The following is a 22,591-nucleotide window of genomic DNA, read 5'->3' on the forward strand; positions in this document are numbered from 1 at the left end:
GGATCCTTCTTGTTGTTATGCCGTGGTCTTGATCCAGGCCGGGCTTTGTTTGTTTAAAAATGCATTCAGTCCATTTTTCGCCTCATCTCCCTGGCGAATATGGGCAATATGCTGTGCGGTTTTAAGCAGTAAATCTTCGGTTAATACCTGTTGGTCAACCAGTTGGATCAACTGTTTGGATGCACTCTGTGCAGCAGGTCCACCCAGTAAAAGTGCTTCCACAATTTCATCAATTTTGCTGTCGAGCTGTTCCGGTGGAGTGACTTCATGCGCAAGACCAATCATTTTGGCCTGTTCAGCAGTAATCCGCTCGGCGGTCAGGAAATAACGTGAGGCCTGACGGGCCCCAATCGCACGAATCACATACGGGCTGATGGTCGAAGGTGCCAGACCTAAACGTACTTCCGACGTCGCAAACTTGGCATCGGTACTGGCCACGCAAATATCACAGGCCGAAGCCAGACCCATGCCGCCGCCAAACGCAATACCATGTACCCGGGCAATGGTCGGCTGTTTCAAGGTTGCCAGACTTTGCAGCATTTTCGCCAGTTTGAGCGCATCCGCTTCGTTGTCTGCCTGTGATGCCTGACCGGCCTGTTTCATCCAGTTCAGGTCAGCACCGGCCGAGAAGCTTTTGCCACGACCCGCCAGAATCACTACACGCACATCATCACGGTTATTTAAAGACTGGAAGCAAGCATGCAGTTCTTCAATGACTTGAGTATTAAAGGCATTGTGCAGTTCAGCACGGTTAATCCAAACCGTTGCCACCTGATTCTGCTGTTCGAGCTGTAAAAATTGATATGTCATTTTGTCACCTCTTACATGCGGAACACGCCGAATTTGGTTGGCTGGATGGGCGCATTCAGGGCTGCAGCCAGACTCAAGGCTAGTACTTCACGCGATTGCGCTGGATCAATCACACCATCATCCCATAAACGCGAAGACGCATAATAAGGATGGCCTTGGCGTTCGTACTGGTCACGAATCGGCTGTTTAAACTGGTCTTCTTCTTCAGCTGACCAAGTTCCGCCTTTTTGCTCAATCTGGTCACGTTTTAAGGTCGACAAGACGCTGGAGGCCTGTTCACCGCCCATCACTGAAATACGCGAGTTTGGCCAGGTCCACATAAAGCGTGGCGAGTAAGCGCGTCCACACATACCATAGTTGCCTGCACCAAAAGAACCGCCAATCACTAGAGTCAGTTTCGGTACATTAGCATTGGCGACGGCCATCACCAGCTTGGCACCATTTTTGGCAATGCCTTCATTTTCATACTGGCGGCCGACCATAAAGCCGGTAATGTTTTGCAGGAAAATTAGTGGAATATTGCGCTGGGTACACAGCTCAATAAAATGTGCGCCTTTTTGGGCAGACTCGGAAAATAGAATGCCATTATTGGCAATTATCCCGACCGGCATGCCATAGAGCTTGGCAAAACCGGTCACCAGGGTAGTGCCGAAACGTGCCTTGAACTCGTCAAAACGTGAACCGTCAACAATACGGGCTATCACTTCACGGATATCAAAAGGCTTACGCGCGTCACTCGGCACAATGCCGTACAGTTCCGAACTGTCAAATAGCGGCGCTTCGATTTCATCTGCGGTCTTGTTTGGCTTTTTGTTCAGGTTGGCCACGATGTTGCGGGCAATCGCAATCGCATGTTCATCGTTTTCAGCCAGATGATCAGCCACGCCAGACAAACGGGTATGCACATCACCACCACCGAGATCCTCACTAGACACCACTTCACCAGTAGCTGCCTTAACCAGAGGAGGGCCGCCGAGGAAGATCGTGCCCTGATTGCGGACAATAATGGTTTCATCTGACATGGCAGGAACATAAGCACCACCGGCAGTACAGCTACCCATCACCACTGCAATCTGAGCGATACCTTGGCTCGACATACGTGCCTGATTGTAGAAAATACGGCCGAAGTGATCGCGGTCTGGAAATACTTCATCCTGTAAAGGCAAATATGCACCGCCTGAATCCACCAGATAGATACAGGTCAGATGGTTCTGTTCGGCAATTTCCTGGGCACGTAAATGCTTTTTCACTGTCAATGGATAATAAGTACCGCCTTTCACCGTAGCATCATTGGCGATGATCATGCAGGTCACACCGTTGACCTGACCAACACCAGCGACCACACCTGCGGCAGGCACATCATCCTGATAAACCTGATAGGCAGCCAGCTGACCAATTTCCAGAAAAGCGGTTCCTGGATCAATCAGGTGATTAATCCGTTCACGTGGTAACAGCTTGCCGCGATCTAAATGTTTTTGGCGGGCAGTTTCGCCGCCACCGAGGGCAATCTTTTCAACTTTCTGTTTCAGGTCATCCACCAGTTGCAGCATGGCAGTCTGGTTGGTTTTAAACTCTTCACTACGTATATTGATTTTGCTCGATAACTGATTCATGACGAACATCCTTGTTTTATTCTAAGTGTTAAGATTTAGGCTGTTTCGTTGAAAAGTTCACGGCCAATCAGCATGCGGCGGATTTCTGAAGTACCGGCGCCAATTTCATACAGTTTGGCATCGCGCCATAAACGGCCTGCAGCAAACTCGTTGATATAACCGTTACCACCTAAAGTCTGAATGGTTTCACCCGCCATCCAGGTCGCTTTTTCAGCAGCATATAAAATGGCACTGGCAGCATCTTTACGCAGGCTACGGCTATGCTCAGCTTTGTCACATTCAGCACCGACCGCATAAACCAGTGCCTTACAGGCTAGCCAGGTCGAATACATGTCGGCAATTTTGCCTTGCATTAACTGGAATTCGCCCAGCGCCTGACCAAACTGTTTACGGTCATGAATATATGGAATCACGGTATCCATACAGGCATCCATAATCCCCAGTGGGCCAGCACTCAATACAGCACGCTCATAGTCCAGACCACTCATCAAGACCTTGGTGCCATTACCGACGCCGCCCATGACGTTTTCTTTGGGTACTTCGACATTGTCAAAAAACAGCGGATAAGTGTTTGAACCGCGCATACCCAGTTTGTCCAAATGTGTGCCATGACTGAAACCTGGCATATTTTTTTCAACCAGAAAGGCGGTCATGCCTTTGGCGCCGGCCTGCAAATCGGTTTTGGCATAGACCACCAGGACATCAGCATCGCCACCATTGGTGATCCACATTTTTGAACCATTCAACAGGTAGTGATCGCCTTTGTCTTCTGCTTTCAGTTTCATGCTCACCACATCCGAGCCTGCATTCGGTTCAGACATTGCCAAGGCACCGACATATTCACCTGAAATCAGTTTAGGCAGATAACGCTGTTTCTGTTCTTCAGTACCATTTCGCTTAATTTGGTTTACACATAGGTTAGAATGTGCGCCATAGGACAGCCCAATGGATGCAGAAGCACGGGAAATTTCCTGCATGGCAATGATGTGCGCCAGATAACCAAAATTTGAACCGCCATATTCCTCACTGACTGTCAGCCCGAGCAGGCCCATCTCGCCAAATTTTTTCCAAAGGTGAGCAGGGAACTCGTTGTCACGGTCAACCTGTTGAGCAATCGGGGTAATTTCTTTGGCGCAAAATGCGGCCACTGAATCACGAAGCGCTATTAGAGTTTCATCCAAACCGAAATCCAAGCTTTGTAAATTCATTCTTCATCCATCCTGAGGTTATATTTGTTGTGTCCAAAAAAGCATTGTTGTTGTGCTTGTGGTTTTAACATACAACGAAAAAATAAAAAAGTGAATCTATATTCACAAAATGATTTACAATTCATTTTATCTTGTTGAGATTAATTTTATGAGTTATAAAAGATCATCATTGATGCAGGAACGAATGGAACAAAATCGCCTGTCGATTTTGGAATCTGCTCGTGAACTGATTATTCAAGGGGGCTTGAAGGAGGCATCGATTCAGGCGATTGCAGAACGCGCAGGCGTTTCTACAGGGCTGGTCTATCGATATTTCGAAAGCAAAAGCCAGATTTTAATTGAGGTTTTGTCGGCCGCGATTCAGCATGAAGTCGGAATTCTGAACCATATTGCCGAGTCAGATTTATCGCCAAAACTGAAATTGCAAAAATCTGTTACAACTTTTGTCAAGCGTGCCATGAATAGCCCCCAATTGGCGTATTCACTGATGTTCGAACCGGTTGATCCGGAAATGGAACATGAGCGTTTTCGCAGTAAGCAGCTGCTTAAGCAGAGCATTAAGGAAATTCTGGCCGAAGGCAAGGTCAATGGAAAATTCGAATTTGAAGATTTGAATACGGCAGCATTAGGTGTGGTTGGTGCCATGACCTTTGTCGTGATTGAACCTTTAAATCCGTCCCGAAATGTCATGTTTGATCAGAAGTATAAGGATCACTTTGTCAAACAGATTGCCGATTTTTGTGTCAACGCAGTACGTGGGCAGGAGGAAAATTTACAAGCATAAACACACAAAAAACCGGTACACAGACAAGGTCGTCGTGGTCATAAAACAATTAGTAAAGTTGAAAATCAGAATTACAAAGAATCAAGGAGATCGATTCAATGACACAAGTACGGTTAAGCTATGCCTATGGAACCAGCAGCCAGCCTTTATTGGGCATGACGATTGGTGAAAAATTTGATCAGGCTTGCGAGCAGTATGCAGAACGTGATGCGGTAGTGAGTTTGCATCAGAACATACGCCTCAGTTACCGGCAGCTACAGGATCAGGTCAATGCCTTTGCCTGTCAGCTGCTGAAACTAGGTATGCAAAAAGGTGACCGTCTGGCAATCTGGTCGCCGAACTGTGTGGAATGGACCATTACCCAGTTTGCGGCCTTCAAGGCAGGCATTATTCTAGTGAACCTGAATCCGGCCTATAAAAGCAATGAGCTTGAATATGTGCTAAACAAGGTCTCCTGTAAGGGACTGGTGATTGCAGCGCAGTTTAAGACGACGGACTATCAGGAAATTCTGACTAAAATTGCACCTGAGCTGATGCAGACTGAAAGTAAATTCCTCAATGCAGAGCGCTTGCCGCATTTAAAGCATGTGATTAAAATTGATGATCAGCAGCATACCGGTATCCACCGTTTTCAGGATTTACTAAGCTCGCCAAGCGCCCAAGAGCTGGAACAACTGCAACAGATCTCCAGTGAATTGCAGTTCGATGAAACGATTAATATCCAGTTTACTTCGGGCACTACGGGCAATCCGAAAGGCACCATGCTGACCCATAATAATATTTTAAATAACGGGTACTTTGTCGGTGAAGCGATTCATTTAGGTCCAGAAGACAGCGTCTGTATTTCAGTTCCTTTATTTCACTGCTTTGGTATGGTGATGGGTAATCTGGCCTGTATTACGCATGGTTCTGCCATGATCTATCCATCAGCTGTATTTAATCCGCTAGAAACCCTGAAAGCCATCCAGCAGGAAAAATGTACCGCGGCTTATGGCGTACCAACTATGTTTATTGCGGTGCTGGAACATGAGCAGTTTGATGAATTTGACCTATCCAGCTTGCGTACCGGGATTATGGCGGGTAGTCCATGCCCGCAGGAAATTATGCAGCGCGTGATTGAACGTATGCATATGTCTGAAATCACGATTTGTTATGGCATGACTGAAACCGCACCCGTCAGTGCACAAAGCTCAACGGCAGACAGTGTCGAGCAACGTGTCAGTACGGTTGGCCGGGTACATCCGCATCTGGAAGTTAAAATTGTCGATGAAAATGGCAAGGTGGTTCCACGCGGCCAATTGGGTGAGCTGTGTGTACGTGGTTATTCAGTGATGCTCGGTTATTGGGAAGATCAGGATAAAACCCAGGAAGTGATTGATGCGGCGCGCTGGATGCATACCGGTGATATCGCTGAAATGGATGATGAAGGCTTTGTCAAAATCAAGGGCCGAATCAAGGACGTGGTGATTCGTGGAGGGGAAAACCTGTTCCCGAAAGAAATTGAAGACTTCCTTTATACCCATCCGGCTGTTTCAGATGTACAGGTGATTGGGGTGCCAGACCATAAATATGGTGAGGAACTTTGTGCCTGCATCATCCTGCATGAAAATGATCCTTGTACTGAAGAAACCATCCGTCAGTATTGTAAGGAGCATATTTCTCACAATAAAGTGCCGCGCTATGTGCGTTTCTTCCAGGAATTTCCAATGACGGCTTCAGGGAAGGCGCAGAAGTTCAAATTGCGTGAATTTATGCGTGAAGAGCTGAACTTGAAAGAGATTGCTTAAACTTTATTTTTTACGTTAGAACTAATCCTAAAGCTAACAATTAATAGCAACTCATCAGAGAGCCCGGCGACATGGATGTCGCCGTTTCACTGTATGGCAGGGATGCCATATCAGTGAAACAAAAGGGTTTGGTTACTTTGCCCCGTCAAAGTAACGAGAAACCTGCGCAATGGACGTTCAATATATCTAGCAGTTTGAGGTTGTACATTTAGCAAGATTCTAAAATGTCTGTAAATGAATTTACTGATCACGACGGTCTGGTAATAGAAATACATGAATGTACTGAACATCTAAAATCAGAGTAAAATATGGCAAAAAACTTTCACAGTGAAGTCGTGGTCGCCAGTTATGACGATCATATCCGTAAACTGATTCCCGGTTATGAACTGGTGCATCAGCAGATTGAAGCAATTCTCAGCACTGAACTCCCAGAAACCGCACATATATTAATAGTGGGTTGCGGAACAGGTTATGAATTGTCGTATTTATTAGAGCAACATCCAGACTGGACCTTTACTGCAATTGATCCATCAGCAGCCATGCTGAAACAGGCTAGTAAAAATCTGAATTCTATAGATCGACAAAGGGTGCAATTCATCCAAAGCACGATTCAAGATTTGAATCAGCCGGATACTTTCGATGCCGCATTGGCCATTCTGGTGGCTCATTTCATTCCAAATTCCGAAAAAAACGGATTTTTTCAGGCTATCCATCAGTGTCTTAAAACCAACGGTCTTGCATTGACCTATGACCTGATGCAACCCGAAGATCAGCAAGACATCAAAATTATGCAGAAGCTGGCACAGCAGACAGGGTTAAGCATGGTGCAAAGTGGCAAGATGATTGAACGCTTGGAGCAGGATTTTCACTTGTTATCTGCGCAAAATTTTACAGCACTTTTAACCAAAGTCGGATTTAAACAGTGCAAAATTTATTGTCAAATCATGAATTATCATGGCTTTTTGCTCAGAAAATAAAGATCAAAGAACTTTTTGCAAATTCTAAAGTTTAAGAGAATATTCAGGGAAGTATTAAAACAATGTCGGCATATTACAGTTTTATTCAGCGCGAACAGCATGCAGATGGCAGTACTACGGCTTATTACCGTTCTAATATTCATGCACAAGGTGCGTGGAATCCGCATGAGCAGCACATGGCGCCAGCCACCGGTATTCTATGCGTCGAACTGGAACAGTTTCAGCCACGTGCTGACATGCGTATTGGTCGGGTCGGGCTGGATATTTTTGGCCTGATAGCCTTTGGTGAATTTTCGATTACCACACGCATGATCCGTCCGGGTAAAACCATTGAACTGGTTGAAGCTGAAATGTGTGCCAATGGTAAAACCTGTATCGTGGCACGCGCGTGGAGAATGCTAACTTCAAATACCACGGCCATTGCTGGAGTGGAAGATTTTCCGATCGAAAGTCCAGAATATTTACCGGTTTGGGAGGGTATGCGCTGCTGGCCGGGCGGTTATATCCAGAGTATTGAAACCCGGGCACATGCTGACCATCGTGCAGGCAAGGGCATTGTCTGGCTAAGAAATTCGCTGGACATGGTAGAAGGTCAACCGACGACAGACTTTAGTCGTTTGCTCGGTATGGTCGATACGGCCAATGGCATTGTGCCACGTCAGGACCCGAATTCCGGTTGGGGATTTCCGAATCTGGACCTGCAGATTCATATGCACCGTCTGCCGCAGGGTAAATGGCTGGGACTGGAAGTGGTGCAGCAATATGGTGAAGATGGTATCGGTCTGACTAGCGGGATTCTGCATGATGTTCATGGACCTTTTGGCCGAAGTGAACAGATTCTGACCCTGCGAAAGTTCTAAAGCCTATTCAAAAACATCAAGGCCAATTGCCTCAATCTGTATTTATTGGCATGCTGTGCGCAATGAGTCAGGAACAGCACAAGATGCGGATCAGTATGATTGGGGCAGGGCGAGTGGCATATCATCTTGCCCGTGTATTTTCAGCACAACATGAGATCGTACAGATCTACAGTCGAACCCTAGAAAAATCACAGCAACTGGCTGAGCAATTCAACGCTCAGGCCATCGCTCGACCTGAACAGCTGAGTCATGAGGTGGATCTGGTCATTATCGCGGTCAGTGATCAGTCGATTGCCAGCGTCATTGAACGGATTCATCCGCATCTGCAGCAGAATCTGATCGTACATACCTCTGGCAGTACCCATCTCGATTTACTGAAAAATGTGCATGCGCGTGCAGGCGTATTTTATCCTTTACAGACCTTTAGTCTGGAACGCCAGATTGATTGGCAGCAGACGCCACTATTTATTGAGGCGGAGAATGAACAGGACCAAATCCTGTTATTAGAACTGGCAAATAGCCTAAGCAATCGTGTTTATATTTATAATTCTAGTCAACGTCTCAGTTTGCATCTTGCAGCGGTATTTGCCTGTAACTTTGCCAATTATTGTTATGACATGGGCAAGCAGGTGGTTGATGCACAACAGGTCGATTTTAGTTTGTTGTATCCCTTGATGCTGGAAACCGCCAGTAAAGCCACGCAGAATGATCCCAAACAAATGCAGACCGGCCCAGCGATGCGTGGTGATCAGAATATCTTGAATATGCATCAGCAGATGTTAGCTAATATGCAGCGGGAAGATTTGCAAAATGTCTATCAGTTGTTGAGCCAGCAAATCCTAGAACGTCATCGAAAATAAAAGAGCCGGATTTTTTAGTCTAAAATAAAATACTCAATTCTTTTTCCTCTTTAATTTTGGTGAAAAATGAAAAGAAAAAATAATAAAAAATGGAAATAGTATAAAGATGAAAATCTATTTTTCTTCTTAAGTGTTATTTCGGGTGCATTTGTCTTTATATATAAGTGGATTGCAAAATTTCTCCCATAAAAAAGCGCTGAATAATCAGCGCTTTTTTTGAGTCTTAGATTAAGAAATTTTCTTAAAGATAAAATCATTAATCTTGTGACCTGCTTCAATCCCGCGACGTTCAAACTTGGTTTGTGGACGCCATTCCGGACGAGGATAGCTATTGCCTTTGCCCGCCAGATTTTCCAGACGTGGACGTTCTTCCAATACTTCTATCATCCATTCCGCATACGGTTCCCAGTCCGTTGCAGCATGGAAAGTTCCGCCAAGCTCCAGCTTTTGCTCCACCAGCGGCATACGGTCATGCGAAACAAAGCGGCGTTTAAAATGACGTTTTTTCTGCCATGGATCAGGGAAGTATAACTGAACTGCATTAATACTATTGTCTGGCATTTCACGTAATACCTGAATTGCATCAGCATCCAGCACACGTAAATTCGTTAGGCCTTCAACACCTGCTTCGTAAATGCATTGCGCAATACCCGGTACATGCACTTCAATCCCGACAAAGTTACGCTCAGGATTGGCTTTGGCCATCAATACCAGTGAACGGCCCATCCCAAAACCGATTTCTACAGTCAAAGGGCGCTCTGGATGTTCAAAGTGCTGACGCAAATCACCCACTGGATATTCCAAAATTAAGTGACCATATTGTTCAAGCGCAGTACGTTGAGAGGTGTTTAACGGCATTGAGCGGCGCATAAACGTCACGATTTCACGGTGCTCGCTTAAGTTTTCCAGCTCCACGACTTGCTGGTCTAATTGATCGTTCGACATAACTTTGGCAAATCTAAAAATTCAGAATGCGGTATTTTAAGTCCTGAGCCGAGCAAGTCAAACTTTTCTCGGTATTTCTCCATAAAAATTGGCGAGATCTTCCAGATAAAATAAAAGAGCCAATTGAGGCTCTTTTATTAATCACCGTTCATCAGCTACTAAACCGGTCAATCAGTGTACTGCTGGCTTCATTTAAACCGATCACTGTTACGTCTATATTTTGGGCTTTAAATTTCTGGATCACATTATTCAACATGTTCACTGAGGTCACATCCCAGATATGCGCGTGGGTTAAATCCAGTTCGACATGCTCAAGCTTTTCCTTAAAATCAAAGAACTGATAGAATTTTTCTGTACTGCTGAAGAATATCTGTCCGGAAATAATATAGCTACGTGAATTGACCGTATTTAAATACGTATAGACATGTATAGTTCTTTCCAGTTTATTAATAAAGAACAGGGCAGAGAGCAATACGCCGACAAATACACCAAGCGCCAGATTATGAGTGGCAAGCACGACAATAATCACGGCAATCATCACGGTATTAAATTCTAGCGGATGTTTACTGAATTGCTTGATTGCTCCCCATTGAAAGGTGGTAAATGCCACCATAATCATGATCGCAACCAGAGCTGCCATTGGGATATAAGCCAGCCAGTCTTTCAAAAAAACCACGAGACACAGCAGAAACACGCCAGCGACCAGAGTCGATAAACGGGTACGTGCCCCTGAAGATACATTGATAATTGACTGGCCGATCATGGCACAACCGGCCATCCCGCCCATAAAGCCGCTGACAATATTGGCCATACCCTGACCACGACATTCCTGATGACGGTCACCTTCAGTTCCGGTCACTTCATCAATGACCGTAGTGGTCATCATGCTTTCCAGTAAACCGACAGTTGCCAAGGTAAAGGAATAAGGCAGGATAATTTGCAAGGTTTCCAGGTTGAGTGGAATTTCTGGAATCAGGAATACCGGCAAGGTATCCGGGAATTGTCCCAGATCGCTCACGGTACGCATATCTGCACCCAACAACAGCGCCAGCCCGCTTAAAACTATAATACAGATTAGAGGAGAGGGAATGGCTTTACCGATTTTAGGGATATAAGGAAACAAATAAATAATTGCCAGACCAATCGCAATAAACAGATAACCGGTGCTATCCATCCGGTTAATTTCCGGGATTTGTGCCACAAATATCAGGATCGCCAAGGCATTCAAAAATCCGTATACCACCGCCTGCGATACAAAACGCATTAATTTAGCGACTTTAAAATACCCCGCAATGACCTGAATGATACCGGTCAGAATTGTGGCAGCCAACAGATATTGCAGACCATGTTCTTTTACCAAGGTAATCATCAAAAGCGCCATAGCACCTGTAGCCGCAGAGATCATGGCAGGACGGCCGCCAAAAAAGGCAATGGATACTGCAATGCAGAAAGAGGCATACAAACCGACTTGCGGATCAACACCGGCAATGGCAGAGAAGGCAATTGATTCAGGAATCAGGGCAAGTCCCACCACTAGACCTGCCAGTACATCTGTGCGGATATTAGAAAACCATTCTTCTTTTTTCAGGCTAATCACGAAATATCATCTAAATTTGGAAAACCTGTGTATGTTAAACAGATAGAGATAAAAATCTACACAAGATTGACTTGCAAAAGCCCGGAATATCCTGAATATTGAATGAGTAACTGCCCCAAAATGACAGTTACGCTTTTTTGCAATTTACAGGTTTGATCACTTGAAAGTTTGTCAGAAGCGATTTAAAACATTGAGAAGTGTATAACAAGGATCAGAAATGAAGCTTTACTATTCGCCAGGTGCCTGCTCACTGGCAGCACATATTATTTTAAATGAAATTAATGTCGATTTTGATTTGGAACGTGTTGATTTAAAAACACATAAAACAGAAAAAGGTACGGATTATTACGAAGTTAATCCTAAAGGCTATGTACCAGCGTTAGAAATTAACCCTGGTCTGATCCTGACAGAAAATGTTGCAATTCTACCGTTTCTTGCTCAACACGATCCAAAACAAGATCTGATTCCACCATCGGGCATGGGACGTGCCAAAGTGCTGGAATGGTTAGGTTATCTGAACTCTGAACTACATGATGCCTATGCGGTGTTCTTCGGTGGCAAGTTATCCGAAGATGAAAAGAAAAAAGCCTATGCAGAGATTGATCGACTATTGAGTTATATCGATAAAGCGATTGGTGAATCGGACAATGATTATCTGGTGGATGATAACTTTGGGCCTGCGGATGCCTATCTATTTGTCTTGACCAACTGGTCGAACCAGATTGAGCATGATTTGAGTCCATATAAAAATATTATTCATATCCGTAATAAAGTGGCAGAACGTCAGTCTGTACAGATTGCTATGCGTGATGAAGGTCTGATTCCTTAACTAAAAACAAAAATAAAGGACTCAATTGAGTCCTTTATTTTTGTTCATGAAAATTTATTTAAAGAAATAGCCGGTTTCCGGTGAGCTGGCATTGGCCATACGCTTGCGCGGCATACGGCCTGCAAGAAAAGCTTCTCGGCCTGCTTCAACGGCTTTTTTCATCGCAGATGCCATTAATACCGGATTTTGTGCAGCTGCAATCGCTGTATTCATGAGTACACCATCACAACCCAGTTCCATCGCAATCGCGGCATCACTCGCTGTACCGACACCGGCATCGACTAGGACAGGAACTTTGGCATTTTCCTTGATGATTGACAGGGTATGTGGATTCAGAATGCCCAGACCAGAACCAATCAGGCTACCCAATGGCATAATCGCAACACAGCCCATGCTTTCCAGCTCTTGCGCCACGATCGGATCATCCGAGGTATAAACCATGATCTCAAAGCCATCGTCAATCAAGGTGCGCGCAGCTTTCAGTGTTTCGGTTACGTTTGGATAAAGTGTCTTTTCATCACCCAAAACTTCAAGTTTGACCAGATTGTGGCCATCGAGCAACTCACGCGCCAGCATACAGGTGCGGACGGCACTATTGGCATCGAAGCAACCTGCGGTATTCGGCAAAATGGTATATTTTTCCGGAGGAATGACTGACAGCAGGTTCGGCTGGTCAGGATCTTGGCCAATATTGACACGGCGAATAGCGACAGTGACAATCTCTGCACCACTGGTTTCAATGGCCTGCTGAGTTTCATTTAAATCTTTGTATTTGCCCGTGCCTACCAAAAGGCGTGAATGGAATTGGCGTGAACCAATCTGTAATAAATCTTGCATAATTGTCCCGAGTATTAGCCGCCACCGACCGCGTGAATAATTTCTATTTTGTCTGTATCGCAAATTGGCGTATCGCCCAATCTGCTTTTAGGAATAATCATTTCGTTGACTTCAACTGCAAAACGCTTACCCTCAAGCGCCATACTCTGAATCAGTTCCAGCAGATTCTTGCAGTGAGTTTCGTGTTGTTCGCCATTGATGTAAATCATCATTCTAGCAACCCTCCATGATTAAGTGTTGTTCAGACTTATCTGGCGTATTTTAAAGCATTCCAGGCCAGAATTAACCATCCGGCAATCATTAAAGCGCCGCCAATAGGTGTAATCACCCCTAAACCGCGGGGTAATCCTAAGGCCATGATATACAGTGAGCCAGAAAACAGTAAAATACCAACCTGAATCAGTCCGAAGCTCCACTGAATCGGTAGTGCAGGAATGACTTTCGCGAGCAGAGAAAGAATCAGTAGTCCTAAGGCATGATAGAAAAAATAATCTGTTGCCGTTTGCCACCAGCCGAGCTGTGCTTCAGTTGCTCGCGCTTTTAAACCATGTGCACCAAAAGCACCGAGCATAACTGCAAATGCCAAATTAAGTGCTGAAATCGCAATCCACATTTGAATTGATCTTCCTGATAAAGTTTGCGCTCAACCTTAGCATAAATTCAAAATGCGGACATAAAAAAGCCTTCCTGAAGGAAGACTTTTTAAAAATAAATCAATAACAGAATTTGGTGTTAATTGGATGACATTGCTACTTTAATTTTTTCCATGGCATTTTTTTCCAGCTGACGAATACGTTCCGCAGAAACATTATATTCGGCTGCAAGCTCGTGCAGGGTCGATTTCTCGTCGTCTAACCAACGGCGTTGCAGAATATTCCGTGAACGATCATCTAGCTGATCCATGGCTTCGTGCAGGGCAGAGGTGCTTTGCTCCTCATAGTCTTCATTTTCAATCAGACGGGCCGGGTCATAACGGTTATCTTCAAGATATAAAGCGGGTGCCACATGGGTGGAACCTTCATCATCGTCATCGCTTGATGCATCAAAAGCCGCATCATACGCCGTCAGACGGCCTTCCATTTCCAGTACTTGTTCTGGTGTGACATTTAAATCATTGGCAATAGACTGTGCTTCTGCGAGCGTCAACTTTTTCGATGATTTCTTCAGGCTGCGCAGATTAAAGAACAGTTTACGTTGCGCTTTAGTGGTGGCGATTTTCACAATACGCCAGTTACGGATCACATATTCGTGAATTTCCGCCTTGATCCAGTGCACGGCAAATGACACCAGACGTACGCCCATATTCGGGTCAAAACGTTTTACAGCTTTCATCAGGCCCAGGTTGCCTTCCTGAATCAGGTCGCCTTGTGGCAAACCATAACCTGCATAACTACGCGCAATATGTACTACAAAACGCAAATGCGACATGACCAGCATTTTCGCTGCATCTAAATCTTGGTCATAATAATAGCGTTCAGCCAACTCTTTTTCTTGTTCGGCCGTTAAAATCGGAATCTGATTGACAGTGCTGATATAAGCACCGAGGTTGACACCTGGCGCCGATAATGACAGGGGCATTAACTGATTGCGGCTGTCACTCATGTGTTCTCCTTGAAGTGCGGGATAACCCTAAACTAGGTTTTATCTTAATCCAATCTCTCCGCAAATAATGGATATTTGGGTAGAGAAATGTAAAAAAGTATACGAAAGTGAAGATCAACAGTTTAATTGAAAATTTTTAAGATTCAATTAAGTAGTGAAACTCTGTATCAGAAATTTTTTTAAATTCAAGCTTGAGCTGATGCAGCTGACAATAGCGGCTGACATCTGTCTGGCTATGCGGATCAGATGATGTCAGCAGGAATGTTTTCTGATTTCCGGCCTTTAGTGCGCGCTTTAACATTAATAGCGGCATCGGGCACGGTTTTCCCATAGCGTCTATAAGGCTGAATTGCGCTGGATATTCGGACATTGCGGTTTTATTTAGATAGCAGAAAAGGCTATAAATAGTAGCAAATATGATGCCAGAACCAAACTGGTTTCAGAAAAAGAAGATCTAAATGACTTTATAAAGTCTTTTGACAATTTTCATGAAAAAAATAACTAAATCAAACAGAACATGCTAAAAAAAATCTATTAATTGTGATAAACCCATGTTAAGCTCGTTGCGTATTTGGGACTTTGAATAAACAAAGTGATTGTTTTTCACCCTATTACATAAATGGATGTAACCGGGATTTTGTTGATAGTTTTACAGAATGATTACAAGCTTAAAAATAATATTTTCAAACTTGTTTGCTCTGCTGTTTGCAACACCGGGTGGTCCTTCTTTTAGTTTCAATGAGGATTAACTTATGACAGCTGCTCGCGAACAAGGCGTAGTTAAGTGGTTTAACGATACTAAAGGCTTCGGCTTTATTCAACGTAATGGCGGCGATGACGTATTCGTTCATTTCCGTGCTATCCAAGGTGACGGTCACCGTTCACTTCGTGACGGCCAACGTGTTGAATTCAGTGTTGTTAAAGGCCAAAAAGGCTTTCAAGCTGAAGAAGTTCAACCATTAGACTAATCTTCGGATTAAGCTAAAAAGAAAACGCTCCAATATAACTTGGGGCGTTTTTTGTTTATACTATCCCTATCTTAGTGATTACCCAATTAGAGCACCGCTTTATGTCATCTGGTTTTGAAACCTTAAATTTACATCCCAATCTAAAAAAAGCGATTGATGCTTTAGGCTTTACCACCATGACGCCTATCCAGCAGAAGGTTTTGAAATTCACGCTGGCAGGACATGATGCAATTGGCCGTGCACAGACTGGTACAGGTAAAACTGCGGCCTTTTTAATTAGTATCATGAACGATCTGTTAAATAATCCGATTCAGGAACAACGTTATCGTGGTGAGCCGCGCGCGCTGATTCTGGCACCGACCCGTGAACTGGCATTGCAAATTGAAAGCGATGCACAGCACCTGGCGAAATATGCGGGTTTGCATGTGGTGACCTTGCTGGGTGGTGTGGATTTTGACAAGCAAAAGAACCAGCTTAATAAAGCGCCTGTCGATATTATGGTGGCTACACCAGGTCGTCTGATTGATTTTGTAGAACAAAAAGAAGTCTGGCTAGATCAGATTGAATTTTTAGTCATTGATGAAGCAGACCGTCTACTGGATATGGGTTTCATTCCATCGGTTAAACGGATTGTACGTTTCTCGCCGCGTAAAGAGCAGCGTCAGACTTTAATGTTCTCTGCAACATTTAGCTATGATGTGTTGAATCTTGCGCAGCAATGGCTGTTTGAACCGGTTACGGTTGAAATTGAGCCAGAAAAGAAAACCAATGCTGATGTCGAGCAACGGGTTTATATGGTGGCAAAATCAGATAAATATAAATTGTTGCAAGAAATTCTGCGTGATGAGCCGATTGAGAAAGTCATGATTTTTGCTAACCGTCGGGATCAGGTACGCAAACTTTATGATCATTTAAAACGGGATGGTTATAAGGTGGTGATGTTGTCTGGTGAAATCGCGCAAGATAAACGCACGAAAATGTTAGATCAATTTAAAAATGGTCAGCATAATATTATGATTGCGACGGATGTGGCAGGACGTGGTATTCATGTAGATAACGTATCCCATGTGGTGAACTTTACCTTGCCAGAACAGTCAGATGATTATGTACATCGTATTGGTCGTACAGGCCGTGCCGGTGCGCAAGGTGTAAGTATCAGTTTCTTGTCCGAAGATGATGCGTTCTATCTTCCGGAAATTGAAAAAGCCATTGGGCAAAAATTGCCTTTGACCCGCCTGGAAGGTTATTGTTAATCCAGATCATAGAAAAACCGCTCTTGAAGAGCGGTTTTTTATTGCGCTATGGTTTGGCTTATTTGGCCTGACAGCGGAATGTAAGCACCGTCTGATAGTCGTCATTCTGGTTTAAACCAGTATTGGTACCTGCGATATTGCCAAGGACAGTAGCTGCTGCCTGAATCATCTGACCTGTTTGTTCATCGACCACGCCTTTTAAAGCGCCGTTATAAGCTGTCTTTTCATCTACAATAATTGGGGTTGATCGAGAGCCACAGGCTTTATTGGCCGCAGTAATCGCGTTGTTTTTCGAAGTCAGTTGATTTTTACCTAATCCGGTCACTTCATACTGGTTATTTTCCTTTTGCACTGCCAATGCAGTCGGGTTTGAGGCACAGGCAGTAAGCAGTAATGCGGAAATAGCTAATCCGCTGAAAGCGATTGTTTTTTTCATCATGAAATCTCAAGTAAATACGATGCTGAATATTTCAACACAGCAAGCAGCGCAGATTTTGTAGCTGTTGTATAGGTTTGGCAATTTTTGGTATAGCTCTATGTGAGTTAGGTGAAAAATAGAGCAGCACAGGATTGAAAAACCAAGCAACTTTATCTTCAAATTGTGATGAGCGTGCTGAATCGCTATGAAGTTTCTAGCGTATTTTTCTTTGAATATGCTAATCTTGAGTATGGTTTTTTAAGTGTAGATATACAAGGCAATGACGGAATCTGCGATTGACATCGTTCATCAAAATATTCACCAACGGCAATCGATTGGTCATCTGCTGGCACCCGCACCCAATGCAGAACAACTGGAAAGAGCCTTTCAAGCGGCATTAACTGCACCCGATCATCATCGGCTCAAGCCGACCACATTTGTGGTGGTTCCAGATAATCAGCGTGAAGCTTTTGGAGGGTTGCTGTCGCAGGCGCTCGTCGATTTGGGTGAAACTGAAACAGCGCAGATTGAGCGGGTCAAGAATCATCCATTTCGTGCGCCTTTATTGGTGCTTGCCTTAACGCGTTTGCAGGATCATCCTAAAGTTCCGCATTTTGAACAAATCCTTAGTTCAGGCGCAGCCATTCAGAATTTTCTGTTGTCACTTCAGGTTCAGGGTTTCTCGACCATGTGGCGTAGCGGTGCTGTAGTCGAGTCTGGCCTGTTTAAGCAGGCATTGGGAATTTCAAAAGATGATCTGGTCTCAGGTATTATTTATATTGGCACTGCAGCAAAAGCAATTCCAGCACGCGCAGAGATTCAAACCGGTGATTTTGTCAGTTATTGGAACCAGAACAGCTAGTTTGCAGGGTATAACAGGATATTAAAAAATAAGATGTCAGAATTAAATTTCTCAAAACTGGTAGAACCGGTTGCAGTTGATCATAAGACAGCTTTAAGAGTCACGGTATTGGGTGGGGGCAGCTTCGGTACTGCAATGGCCAATACTGCAGTGCGTAATGGTTGCAATACCATGATCTGGATTCGTGATGAAGCAGTTGCGGCAGATATTAATGTCACGCATATCAATAAACGCTATTTGCCAGATTTTAAGTTAGAAGAAAATCTGCTAGCGGTGTCAGATCTGGAACAGGCTGTGCGTGATCGCGATATTATTTTAGTCGCTATTCCGAGTCATTCCTTTCGGGATGTCTTGCAGCAAATCAAACCTTTTATTACGTCGCAAGCCGTGATCTCGCTGACCAAGGGTATTGAAGCCAAAACCTTTAGTTTCATGAGCGATATTATTCGTGAAGTGTTGCCTGAAGTGCCTTATGGTGTGTTATCAGGACCGAATCTGGCCAAAGAAATTGTGGCAGGACAGCCAGCAGGAACCGTGATTGCCAGCCAGTCCGAGCTGGTGCGTTATGCCGTACAACAAGCCTTACATAGTGCCTTGTTCCGCGTATTCGCCAGTGATGATGTGCATGGGGTAGAACTTGGGGGCGCATTAAAAAATATTTATGCTGTCGCGATGGGTATGGCCGCTGCGTATAACGTGGGTGAAAATACCAAGAGTATGATCCTGACTCGTGCCTTGGCTGAAATGAGCCGTTTTGCAGTAAAACTCGGTGCCAATCCGCTGACCTTTCTTGGGCTTTCAGGTGTGGGTGATTTGTTCGCAACCTGTAGCAGTCCGCTCAGCCGTAATTATCAGGTGGGTTATGCACTTGGCAAAGGTAAAACCTTGGAGCAGGCAACGACTGAATTGGGGCAAACGGCAGAAGGGATTAATACCATTGTGCAGGTCAAGGCACGTTCGGAAGAGCTCGATGTATATATGCCGATTACCTCGGCCTTGTATGATGTGATTTTTGAAGGTGCGCCACCACTCAATATTGCCTTGTCATTGATGAAAAACGGTCATCGAAGTGATGTTGAATTTGTCTTGCCACATCATCAAGTCTGATCTATAACACAGGGACTGTCTGCGAATTGTCATATTCGCTGCTTATCATGCAGGCAAAAGAATATAAGGAAATCAAATGCAACTGACTTTAGTTCGACATGGCGAGGCCGCGCCACCGATCAATGGTAATGACACCAAGCGACCTTTAACGGAGCGTGGTCATCAACAGGCTGAACAAACTGCGCAGTTCTTAAAGGATCTGATTAAGCCTGAAGTGTTTGTGGTCAGTCCGTTGTTGCGAGCGCAGGAAACTCTGGCACATTTGCAGCAGTATTTTAAAGATGTGCCGGTGGTGATCTGTAATACGATCAAACCGGATGATGATGCCAAAGTCGCAGTGGAATGGTTATCGCAACTGCCTTATGAGTCGATTGTAGTGGTGTGTCATATGAATGTGGTGGCCCATATGTCTTCCATTCTGCTGGCTGAATCTTTTCATCCCTATGCATTGGCAGAAGCACGTATTTATGATCAGGCGGTGATTGCCCCGGGCTTATCCACACAGATTAAAAGTTTTATTCCTACACTATAAAAAATTAATTAAAATGGCAGAACACAATTGATGTTGTATTTATGGATGCCAGAAGCCAATGGGGTTTGGCAATGGTCAACTGGGGAATTCTGGAACACTGCGGACACACTTGAGCAGCTGATTCAGGATATACAGGCTCATCATGGCGAAGAGGCGGTAGTATTTTTCCCGAGCCGTCATGTGCAAATTTTGCAGCAGACCTTGCCCAAGAGCCAATATAAGAAAATGGGCAATGATGGCATTAAATATTTGCTCGAAGAATACGTGGTGCTGCCGGTAGATGCTATGAAAGTGCTACATCATTTTCAGCAGCCGGATCAGATCAGCATTATGGGGATTGCGAATTCTACGCTTGAGACCTTGCAACATGCTTTAAGCCTGATCCCAGTCAAGCTGGCAGCTTTGTTACCGGACTTTTTGGTGCTGCCGGTTCCTGATGCCAATCAGCGTGTGATTGCGCAAATCGGTGGACGTTTGCTGGTGCGCGAGTCGGAATATATCGGCCAGTCGCTGGATGATCTAAGCCTTTATCTGGATTATCAGCCCAAGGATCTCAGCTATAAGGTGAGCAATCTGAATCAGGAGCAGTTGCGTAGTCTTGAAGCACTGGTCACTCAGGAGCAACTGGAGTCTTTCCAGTATGGAATTCCTGTACTGAAAAAACCGAAACAGCATCCGTTTAATGTCTTGCCTAAAGCAAAATCCAATGGCGCTATTTCCGGCTACTGGAAAGCCTGCGCGGCGGTTTTTCTGGGTATTTTAGTATTGCAGTTTAGTTATGATGCTGTGCGCTGGTATCAATATAAGAAAGTGGCGAATCAGACCGCCGCGCAAGCCATCGACCAGTTTAAATACTGGTTTGGACAAAATTATCCGGTCACTGAGCAGAATATCAAAAGTCAGTTTGAAGGGCAGTTGCGTCAAAGCCAGATTGCAGATACGCATGCATTGCAGCTGATTAGTCGGGTGGGGCCAGTCTTGATGCAAAATCAGATTGTGGCACAACGGGTGAATTATGATGCTTCTGTGTTAAGTATGGAGCTTAAAGCCAATTCATCAGAAACGTTAAATGCACTGACCACACAATTAAGCCAGCAAGGCTTTAAGGTGGAGCTGGGGAATATTCAGGCCAGCGGAACAGCTGCGATCGGACTGGTGAGGATTCAATAATGAAAGGCATTGAAGCGCTACAAAATCGTATGGATCAGTCTTTTGAAAAACTGAGTGATTATCTGGACAGCTTGTCGGTACGTGAACGGGTAATGGTGATTTTTACCACTGTTTTTGTGATTGTGGCGGCAGTCGGTTCTGCACTCTGGTATATGCATCAGGCGGCAGATACCCAGCAAAAACGCTTAAATCAGCTGAAAGATACCATTGTTTGGATGCAAAGTAATGCAGTAACCATGAAACCGGCTGGGGACACCCAACTGGATGCAGCGGAGAAAGTACAGCGAGTCGCACAGCAGCAAGGATTGTCGGTGGCTTCCCAGCAAATGGAAGGAAAAATTCAATTGGCGGTCATGCATGAAAATTATGCAGTACTGGCAAATTTCCTGACTCAGCTGGCACAAATGGGGCTAAGTATCGAGAAAATGGAACTAAATAATGAGGCGGGACAGATTAAATTAACGGCGACCATACAATAAACGGTAAAAATAAAGATTTGCAAAGCATGGTTTTTAAGTCAGCCTATGCCTATAATATGCCGACTTAAAAAGCAGTAGACTTTTCTGGATATGTTGTATTCTCTAGCCCGCCCTTTGTTGTTTTCTTTAGCACCAGAGCGTGCACATGAGCTGACATTATCACTATTGAAATCATCCCATAAAATGGGCTTGATGCGTCAAAACGTTGCTGCGAAACCTGTGACCTGTATGGGAATCGAATTTCCCAATCCGGTAGGTCTTGCGGCAGGTTTGGACAAAAATGGTGCCTATATTGACGCCCTTGCCGGTCAAGGTTTTGGTTTTATTGAAATTGGTACCATTACCCCGCGACCGCAAGCCGGCAATCCTCATCCGCGTTTATTCCGTTTACCACAGGCCAAAGCCATTATTAACCGTATGGGCTTTAATAATGATGGCGTGGATCAGCTGGTTGAAAATGTCAAAGCTGCCAAATTTAAAGGCATTCTCGGTATTAATATCGGTAAAAACGCTGATACTCCGGTAGAAAAAGCAGTAGATGATTACCTCATCTGTTTAGAAAAAGTCTATAATTATGCTTCTTATATTACCGTCAATATTTCTTCTCCCAATACCAAAAACCTGCGCAGCCTGCAAAGTGGTGATGCACTCACCGAACTGCTGGAAACATTGAAGAAGCGTCAGCTTGAATTGGCTCAGGAATACCAGCATTATGTACCTTTGGTACTGAAAGTGGCGCCTGATCTGGATAACAGCGATATTGCCTTTATTGCCAAACAGTTATTGCAATTCAAGATCGATGGTCTGATCGTGACCAATACCACACTGTCACGTGAAGGGGTAGAGGGTCTGGAGCATGCAGAGGAAGCGGGCGGTTTGTCTGGCGCGCCAGTATTTGAGAAAAGTACCGCATGTCTGGCTGCATTTGCTGCGGTATTAAAAGGACAAATTCCATTGATTGGTGTGGGTGGTATTCTTTCAGGTGCAGATGCTGTTGCCAAGAAACAGGCAGGCGCCAGCCTTGTACAGGTTTATAGTGGCCTCATCTATACTGGACCTAAACTTGTAAAAGATTGTGTAGACGCACTTTAAA

25 protein-coding genes are annotated in these 22,591 nt (G+C 44.6%); 14 read left to right on the top strand and 11 right to left on the bottom strand.

Annotated elements, in window-relative coordinates; translation table 11 throughout:
- Positions 1 to 15: 15 nt before the first annotated feature.
- The 3 genes from FTV08_RS04160 to FTV08_RS04170 are packed head-to-tail and all read right to left on the bottom strand — an operon-like array spanning position 16 to position 3,631.
- A complete protein-coding gene (locus tag FTV08_RS04160) occupies positions 16 to 810 on the bottom strand; it encodes an enoyl-CoA hydratase/isomerase family protein (RefSeq protein WP_180086734.1) in 795 nt (264 codons plus the stop codon).
- An 11-nt stretch (positions 811 to 821) separates the two neighbouring features.
- Positions 822 to 2,423 carry a carboxyl transferase domain-containing protein gene (locus tag FTV08_RS04165; RefSeq protein WP_005262061.1) on the bottom strand — a complete coding sequence of 534 codons (1,602 nt, stop codon included), beginning with the start codon at positions 2,421 to 2,423 and terminating at the stop codon, positions 822 to 824.
- Between the two features lie 35 nt (positions 2,424 to 2,458).
- On the bottom strand, positions 2,459 to 3,631 hold the full coding sequence (locus FTV08_RS04170) for an isovaleryl-CoA dehydrogenase (RefSeq protein WP_004646592.1): 1,173 nt from the start codon (positions 3,629 to 3,631) through the stop codon (positions 2,459 to 2,461).
- 148 nt (positions 3,632 to 3,779) lie between these two features.
- Between FTV08_RS04170 and FTV08_RS04175 the strand changes: the two genes are divergently transcribed.
- The 5 genes from FTV08_RS04175 to FTV08_RS04195 all read left to right on the top strand — a co-directional run bounded on the left by FTV08_RS04175 (position 3,780) and on the right by FTV08_RS04195 (position 8,899).
- Positions 3,780 to 4,415, top strand: coding sequence for a TetR/AcrR family transcriptional regulator (locus tag FTV08_RS04175; RefSeq protein ID WP_071850349.1), 636 nt, complete (start codon positions 3,780 to 3,782; stop codon positions 4,413 to 4,415).
- Between the two features lie 98 nt (positions 4,416 to 4,513).
- A complete protein-coding gene (locus FTV08_RS04180) occupies positions 4,514 to 6,202 on the top strand; it encodes an AMP-binding protein (protein ID WP_180086735.1) in 1,689 nt (562 codons plus the stop codon).
- 308 nt (positions 6,203 to 6,510) lie between these two features.
- Positions 6,511 to 7,179: a class I SAM-dependent methyltransferase gene (locus FTV08_RS04185; RefSeq protein WP_180086736.1), complete on the top strand. Its 669-nt coding sequence runs from the start codon at positions 6,511 to 6,513 to the stop codon at positions 7,177 to 7,179.
- A gap of 62 nt (positions 7,180 to 7,241) precedes the next feature.
- Positions 7,242 to 8,039: a thioesterase family protein gene (locus FTV08_RS04190; protein WP_004280113.1), complete on the top strand. Its 798-nt coding sequence runs from the start codon at positions 7,242 to 7,244 to the stop codon at positions 8,037 to 8,039.
- 83 nt (positions 8,040 to 8,122) lie between these two features.
- Positions 8,123 to 8,899: a Rossmann-like and DUF2520 domain-containing protein gene (locus FTV08_RS04195; protein WP_253146197.1), complete on the top strand. Its 777-nt coding sequence runs from the start codon at positions 8,123 to 8,125 to the stop codon at positions 8,897 to 8,899.
- A gap of 228 nt (positions 8,900 to 9,127) precedes the next feature.
- Here the strand turns inward: FTV08_RS04195 and trmB are convergent, their stop codons facing one another.
- Together trmB and FTV08_RS04205 are read right to left on the bottom strand one after the other, a co-directional pair.
- The gene (gene trmB, locus FTV08_RS04200) at positions 9,128 to 9,844 is read right to left on the bottom strand and encodes a tRNA (guanosine(46)-N7)-methyltransferase TrmB (RefSeq protein ID WP_180038893.1); all 717 of its coding nucleotides are present in this window, start codon (positions 9,842 to 9,844) and stop codon (positions 9,128 to 9,130) included.
- 151 nt (positions 9,845 to 9,995) lie between these two features.
- Positions 9,996 to 11,441: a SulP family inorganic anion transporter gene (locus FTV08_RS04205; protein ID WP_180086738.1), complete on the bottom strand. Its 1,446-nt coding sequence runs from the start codon at positions 11,439 to 11,441 to the stop codon at positions 9,996 to 9,998.
- Positions 11,442 to 11,658: 217 nt separating this feature from the next.
- On the opposite strand from FTV08_RS04205, the gene FTV08_RS04210 reads away from it, so the two are divergent.
- Entirely contained in the window at positions 11,659 to 12,270 is a 612-nt protein-coding gene (locus FTV08_RS04210; protein WP_004280108.1) for a glutathione binding-like protein, read from the top strand.
- Positions 12,271 to 12,324: 54 nt separating this feature from the next.
- Here FTV08_RS04210 and FTV08_RS04215 read toward each other — a convergent pair whose 3' ends face one another.
- From FTV08_RS04215 to FTV08_RS04235, 5 genes are all read right to left on the bottom strand, one after another.
- Positions 12,325 to 13,107 (bottom strand): thiazole synthase, encoded by a 783-nt coding sequence (locus FTV08_RS04215; RefSeq protein WP_005107305.1) that lies wholly within the window; start codon positions 13,105 to 13,107, stop codon positions 12,325 to 12,327.
- A gap of 14 nt (positions 13,108 to 13,121) precedes the next feature.
- Positions 13,122 to 13,319: a sulfur carrier protein ThiS gene (gene thiS, locus FTV08_RS04220; RefSeq protein WP_071850344.1), complete on the bottom strand. Its 198-nt coding sequence runs from the start codon at positions 13,317 to 13,319 to the stop codon at positions 13,122 to 13,124.
- A 35-nt stretch (positions 13,320 to 13,354) separates the two neighbouring features.
- Positions 13,355 to 13,720, bottom strand: a complete 366-nt coding sequence (locus FTV08_RS04225) for a DUF423 domain-containing protein (RefSeq protein WP_044112682.1) — start codon at positions 13,718 to 13,720, stop codon at positions 13,355 to 13,357.
- 119 nt (positions 13,721 to 13,839) lie between these two features.
- On the bottom strand, positions 13,840 to 14,709 hold the full coding sequence (gene rpoH / locus FTV08_RS04230; protein ID WP_004280101.1) for an RNA polymerase sigma factor RpoH: 870 nt from the start codon (positions 14,707 to 14,709) through the stop codon (positions 13,840 to 13,842).
- Positions 14,710 to 14,845: 136 nt separating this feature from the next.
- Entirely contained in the window at positions 14,846 to 15,079 is a 234-nt protein-coding gene (locus FTV08_RS04235) for a sulfurtransferase TusA family protein (RefSeq protein WP_071850343.1), read from the bottom strand.
- A gap of 382 nt (positions 15,080 to 15,461) precedes the next feature.
- Between FTV08_RS04235 and FTV08_RS04240 the strand changes: the two genes are divergently transcribed.
- Both FTV08_RS04240 and rhlB read left to right on the top strand, forming a co-directional pair.
- Entirely contained in the window at positions 15,462 to 15,677 is a 216-nt protein-coding gene (locus tag FTV08_RS04240; RefSeq protein ID WP_004280099.1) for a cold-shock protein, read from the top strand.
- Positions 15,678 to 15,778: 101 nt separating this feature from the next.
- Positions 15,779 to 16,930 (top strand): ATP-dependent RNA helicase RhlB, encoded by a 1,152-nt coding sequence (rhlB, locus tag FTV08_RS04245; protein ID WP_004646602.1) that lies wholly within the window; start codon positions 15,779 to 15,781, stop codon positions 16,928 to 16,930.
- A gap of 58 nt (positions 16,931 to 16,988) precedes the next feature.
- Here the strand turns inward: rhlB and FTV08_RS04250 are convergent, their stop codons facing one another.
- Positions 16,989 to 17,369: a hypothetical protein gene (locus tag FTV08_RS04250; RefSeq protein ID WP_004646604.1), complete on the bottom strand. Its 381-nt coding sequence runs from the start codon at positions 17,367 to 17,369 to the stop codon at positions 16,989 to 16,991.
- Between the two features lie 259 nt (positions 17,370 to 17,628).
- Between FTV08_RS04250 and FTV08_RS04255 the strand changes: the two genes are divergently transcribed.
- From FTV08_RS04255 to FTV08_RS04280, 6 genes are all read left to right on the top strand, one after another.
- Positions 17,629 to 18,210, top strand: a complete 582-nt coding sequence (locus FTV08_RS04255; protein ID WP_044112675.1) for a nitroreductase family protein — start codon at positions 17,629 to 17,631, stop codon at positions 18,208 to 18,210.
- 33 nt (positions 18,211 to 18,243) lie between these two features.
- Positions 18,244 to 19,317: an NAD(P)H-dependent glycerol-3-phosphate dehydrogenase gene (locus FTV08_RS04260; protein ID WP_071850342.1), complete on the top strand. Its 1,074-nt coding sequence runs from the start codon at positions 18,244 to 18,246 to the stop codon at positions 19,315 to 19,317.
- A gap of 76 nt (positions 19,318 to 19,393) precedes the next feature.
- On the top strand, positions 19,394 to 19,849 hold the full coding sequence (locus FTV08_RS04265) for a phosphoglycerate mutase family protein (protein WP_005107300.1): 456 nt from the start codon (positions 19,394 to 19,396) through the stop codon (positions 19,847 to 19,849).
- Between the two features lie 30 nt (positions 19,850 to 19,879).
- Complete coding sequence (gene gspL, locus FTV08_RS04270) at positions 19,880 to 21,019, top strand: type II secretion system protein GspL (RefSeq protein WP_180086739.1); 1,140 nt, start codon at positions 19,880 to 19,882, stop codon at positions 21,017 to 21,019.
- Positions 21,019 to 21,498 carry a type II secretion system protein GspM gene (gene gspM, locus FTV08_RS04275; protein ID WP_004280088.1) on the top strand — a complete coding sequence of 160 codons (480 nt, stop codon included), beginning with the start codon at positions 21,019 to 21,021 and terminating at the stop codon, positions 21,496 to 21,498. The genes gspL and gspM overlap by 1 nt, the downstream gene beginning before the upstream one ends.
- A gap of 90 nt (positions 21,499 to 21,588) precedes the next feature.
- Entirely contained in the window at positions 21,589 to 22,590 is a 1,002-nt protein-coding gene (locus FTV08_RS04280) for a quinone-dependent dihydroorotate dehydrogenase (protein ID WP_004646608.1), read from the top strand.
- The last annotated feature ends 1 nt before the right edge of the window (position 22,591 follow it).

Origin of the sequence: Acinetobacter sp. YH12226, assembly GCF_013417805.1 — a bacterium.
Taxonomy (GTDB): domain Bacteria; phylum Pseudomonadota; class Gammaproteobacteria; order Pseudomonadales; family Moraxellaceae; genus Acinetobacter.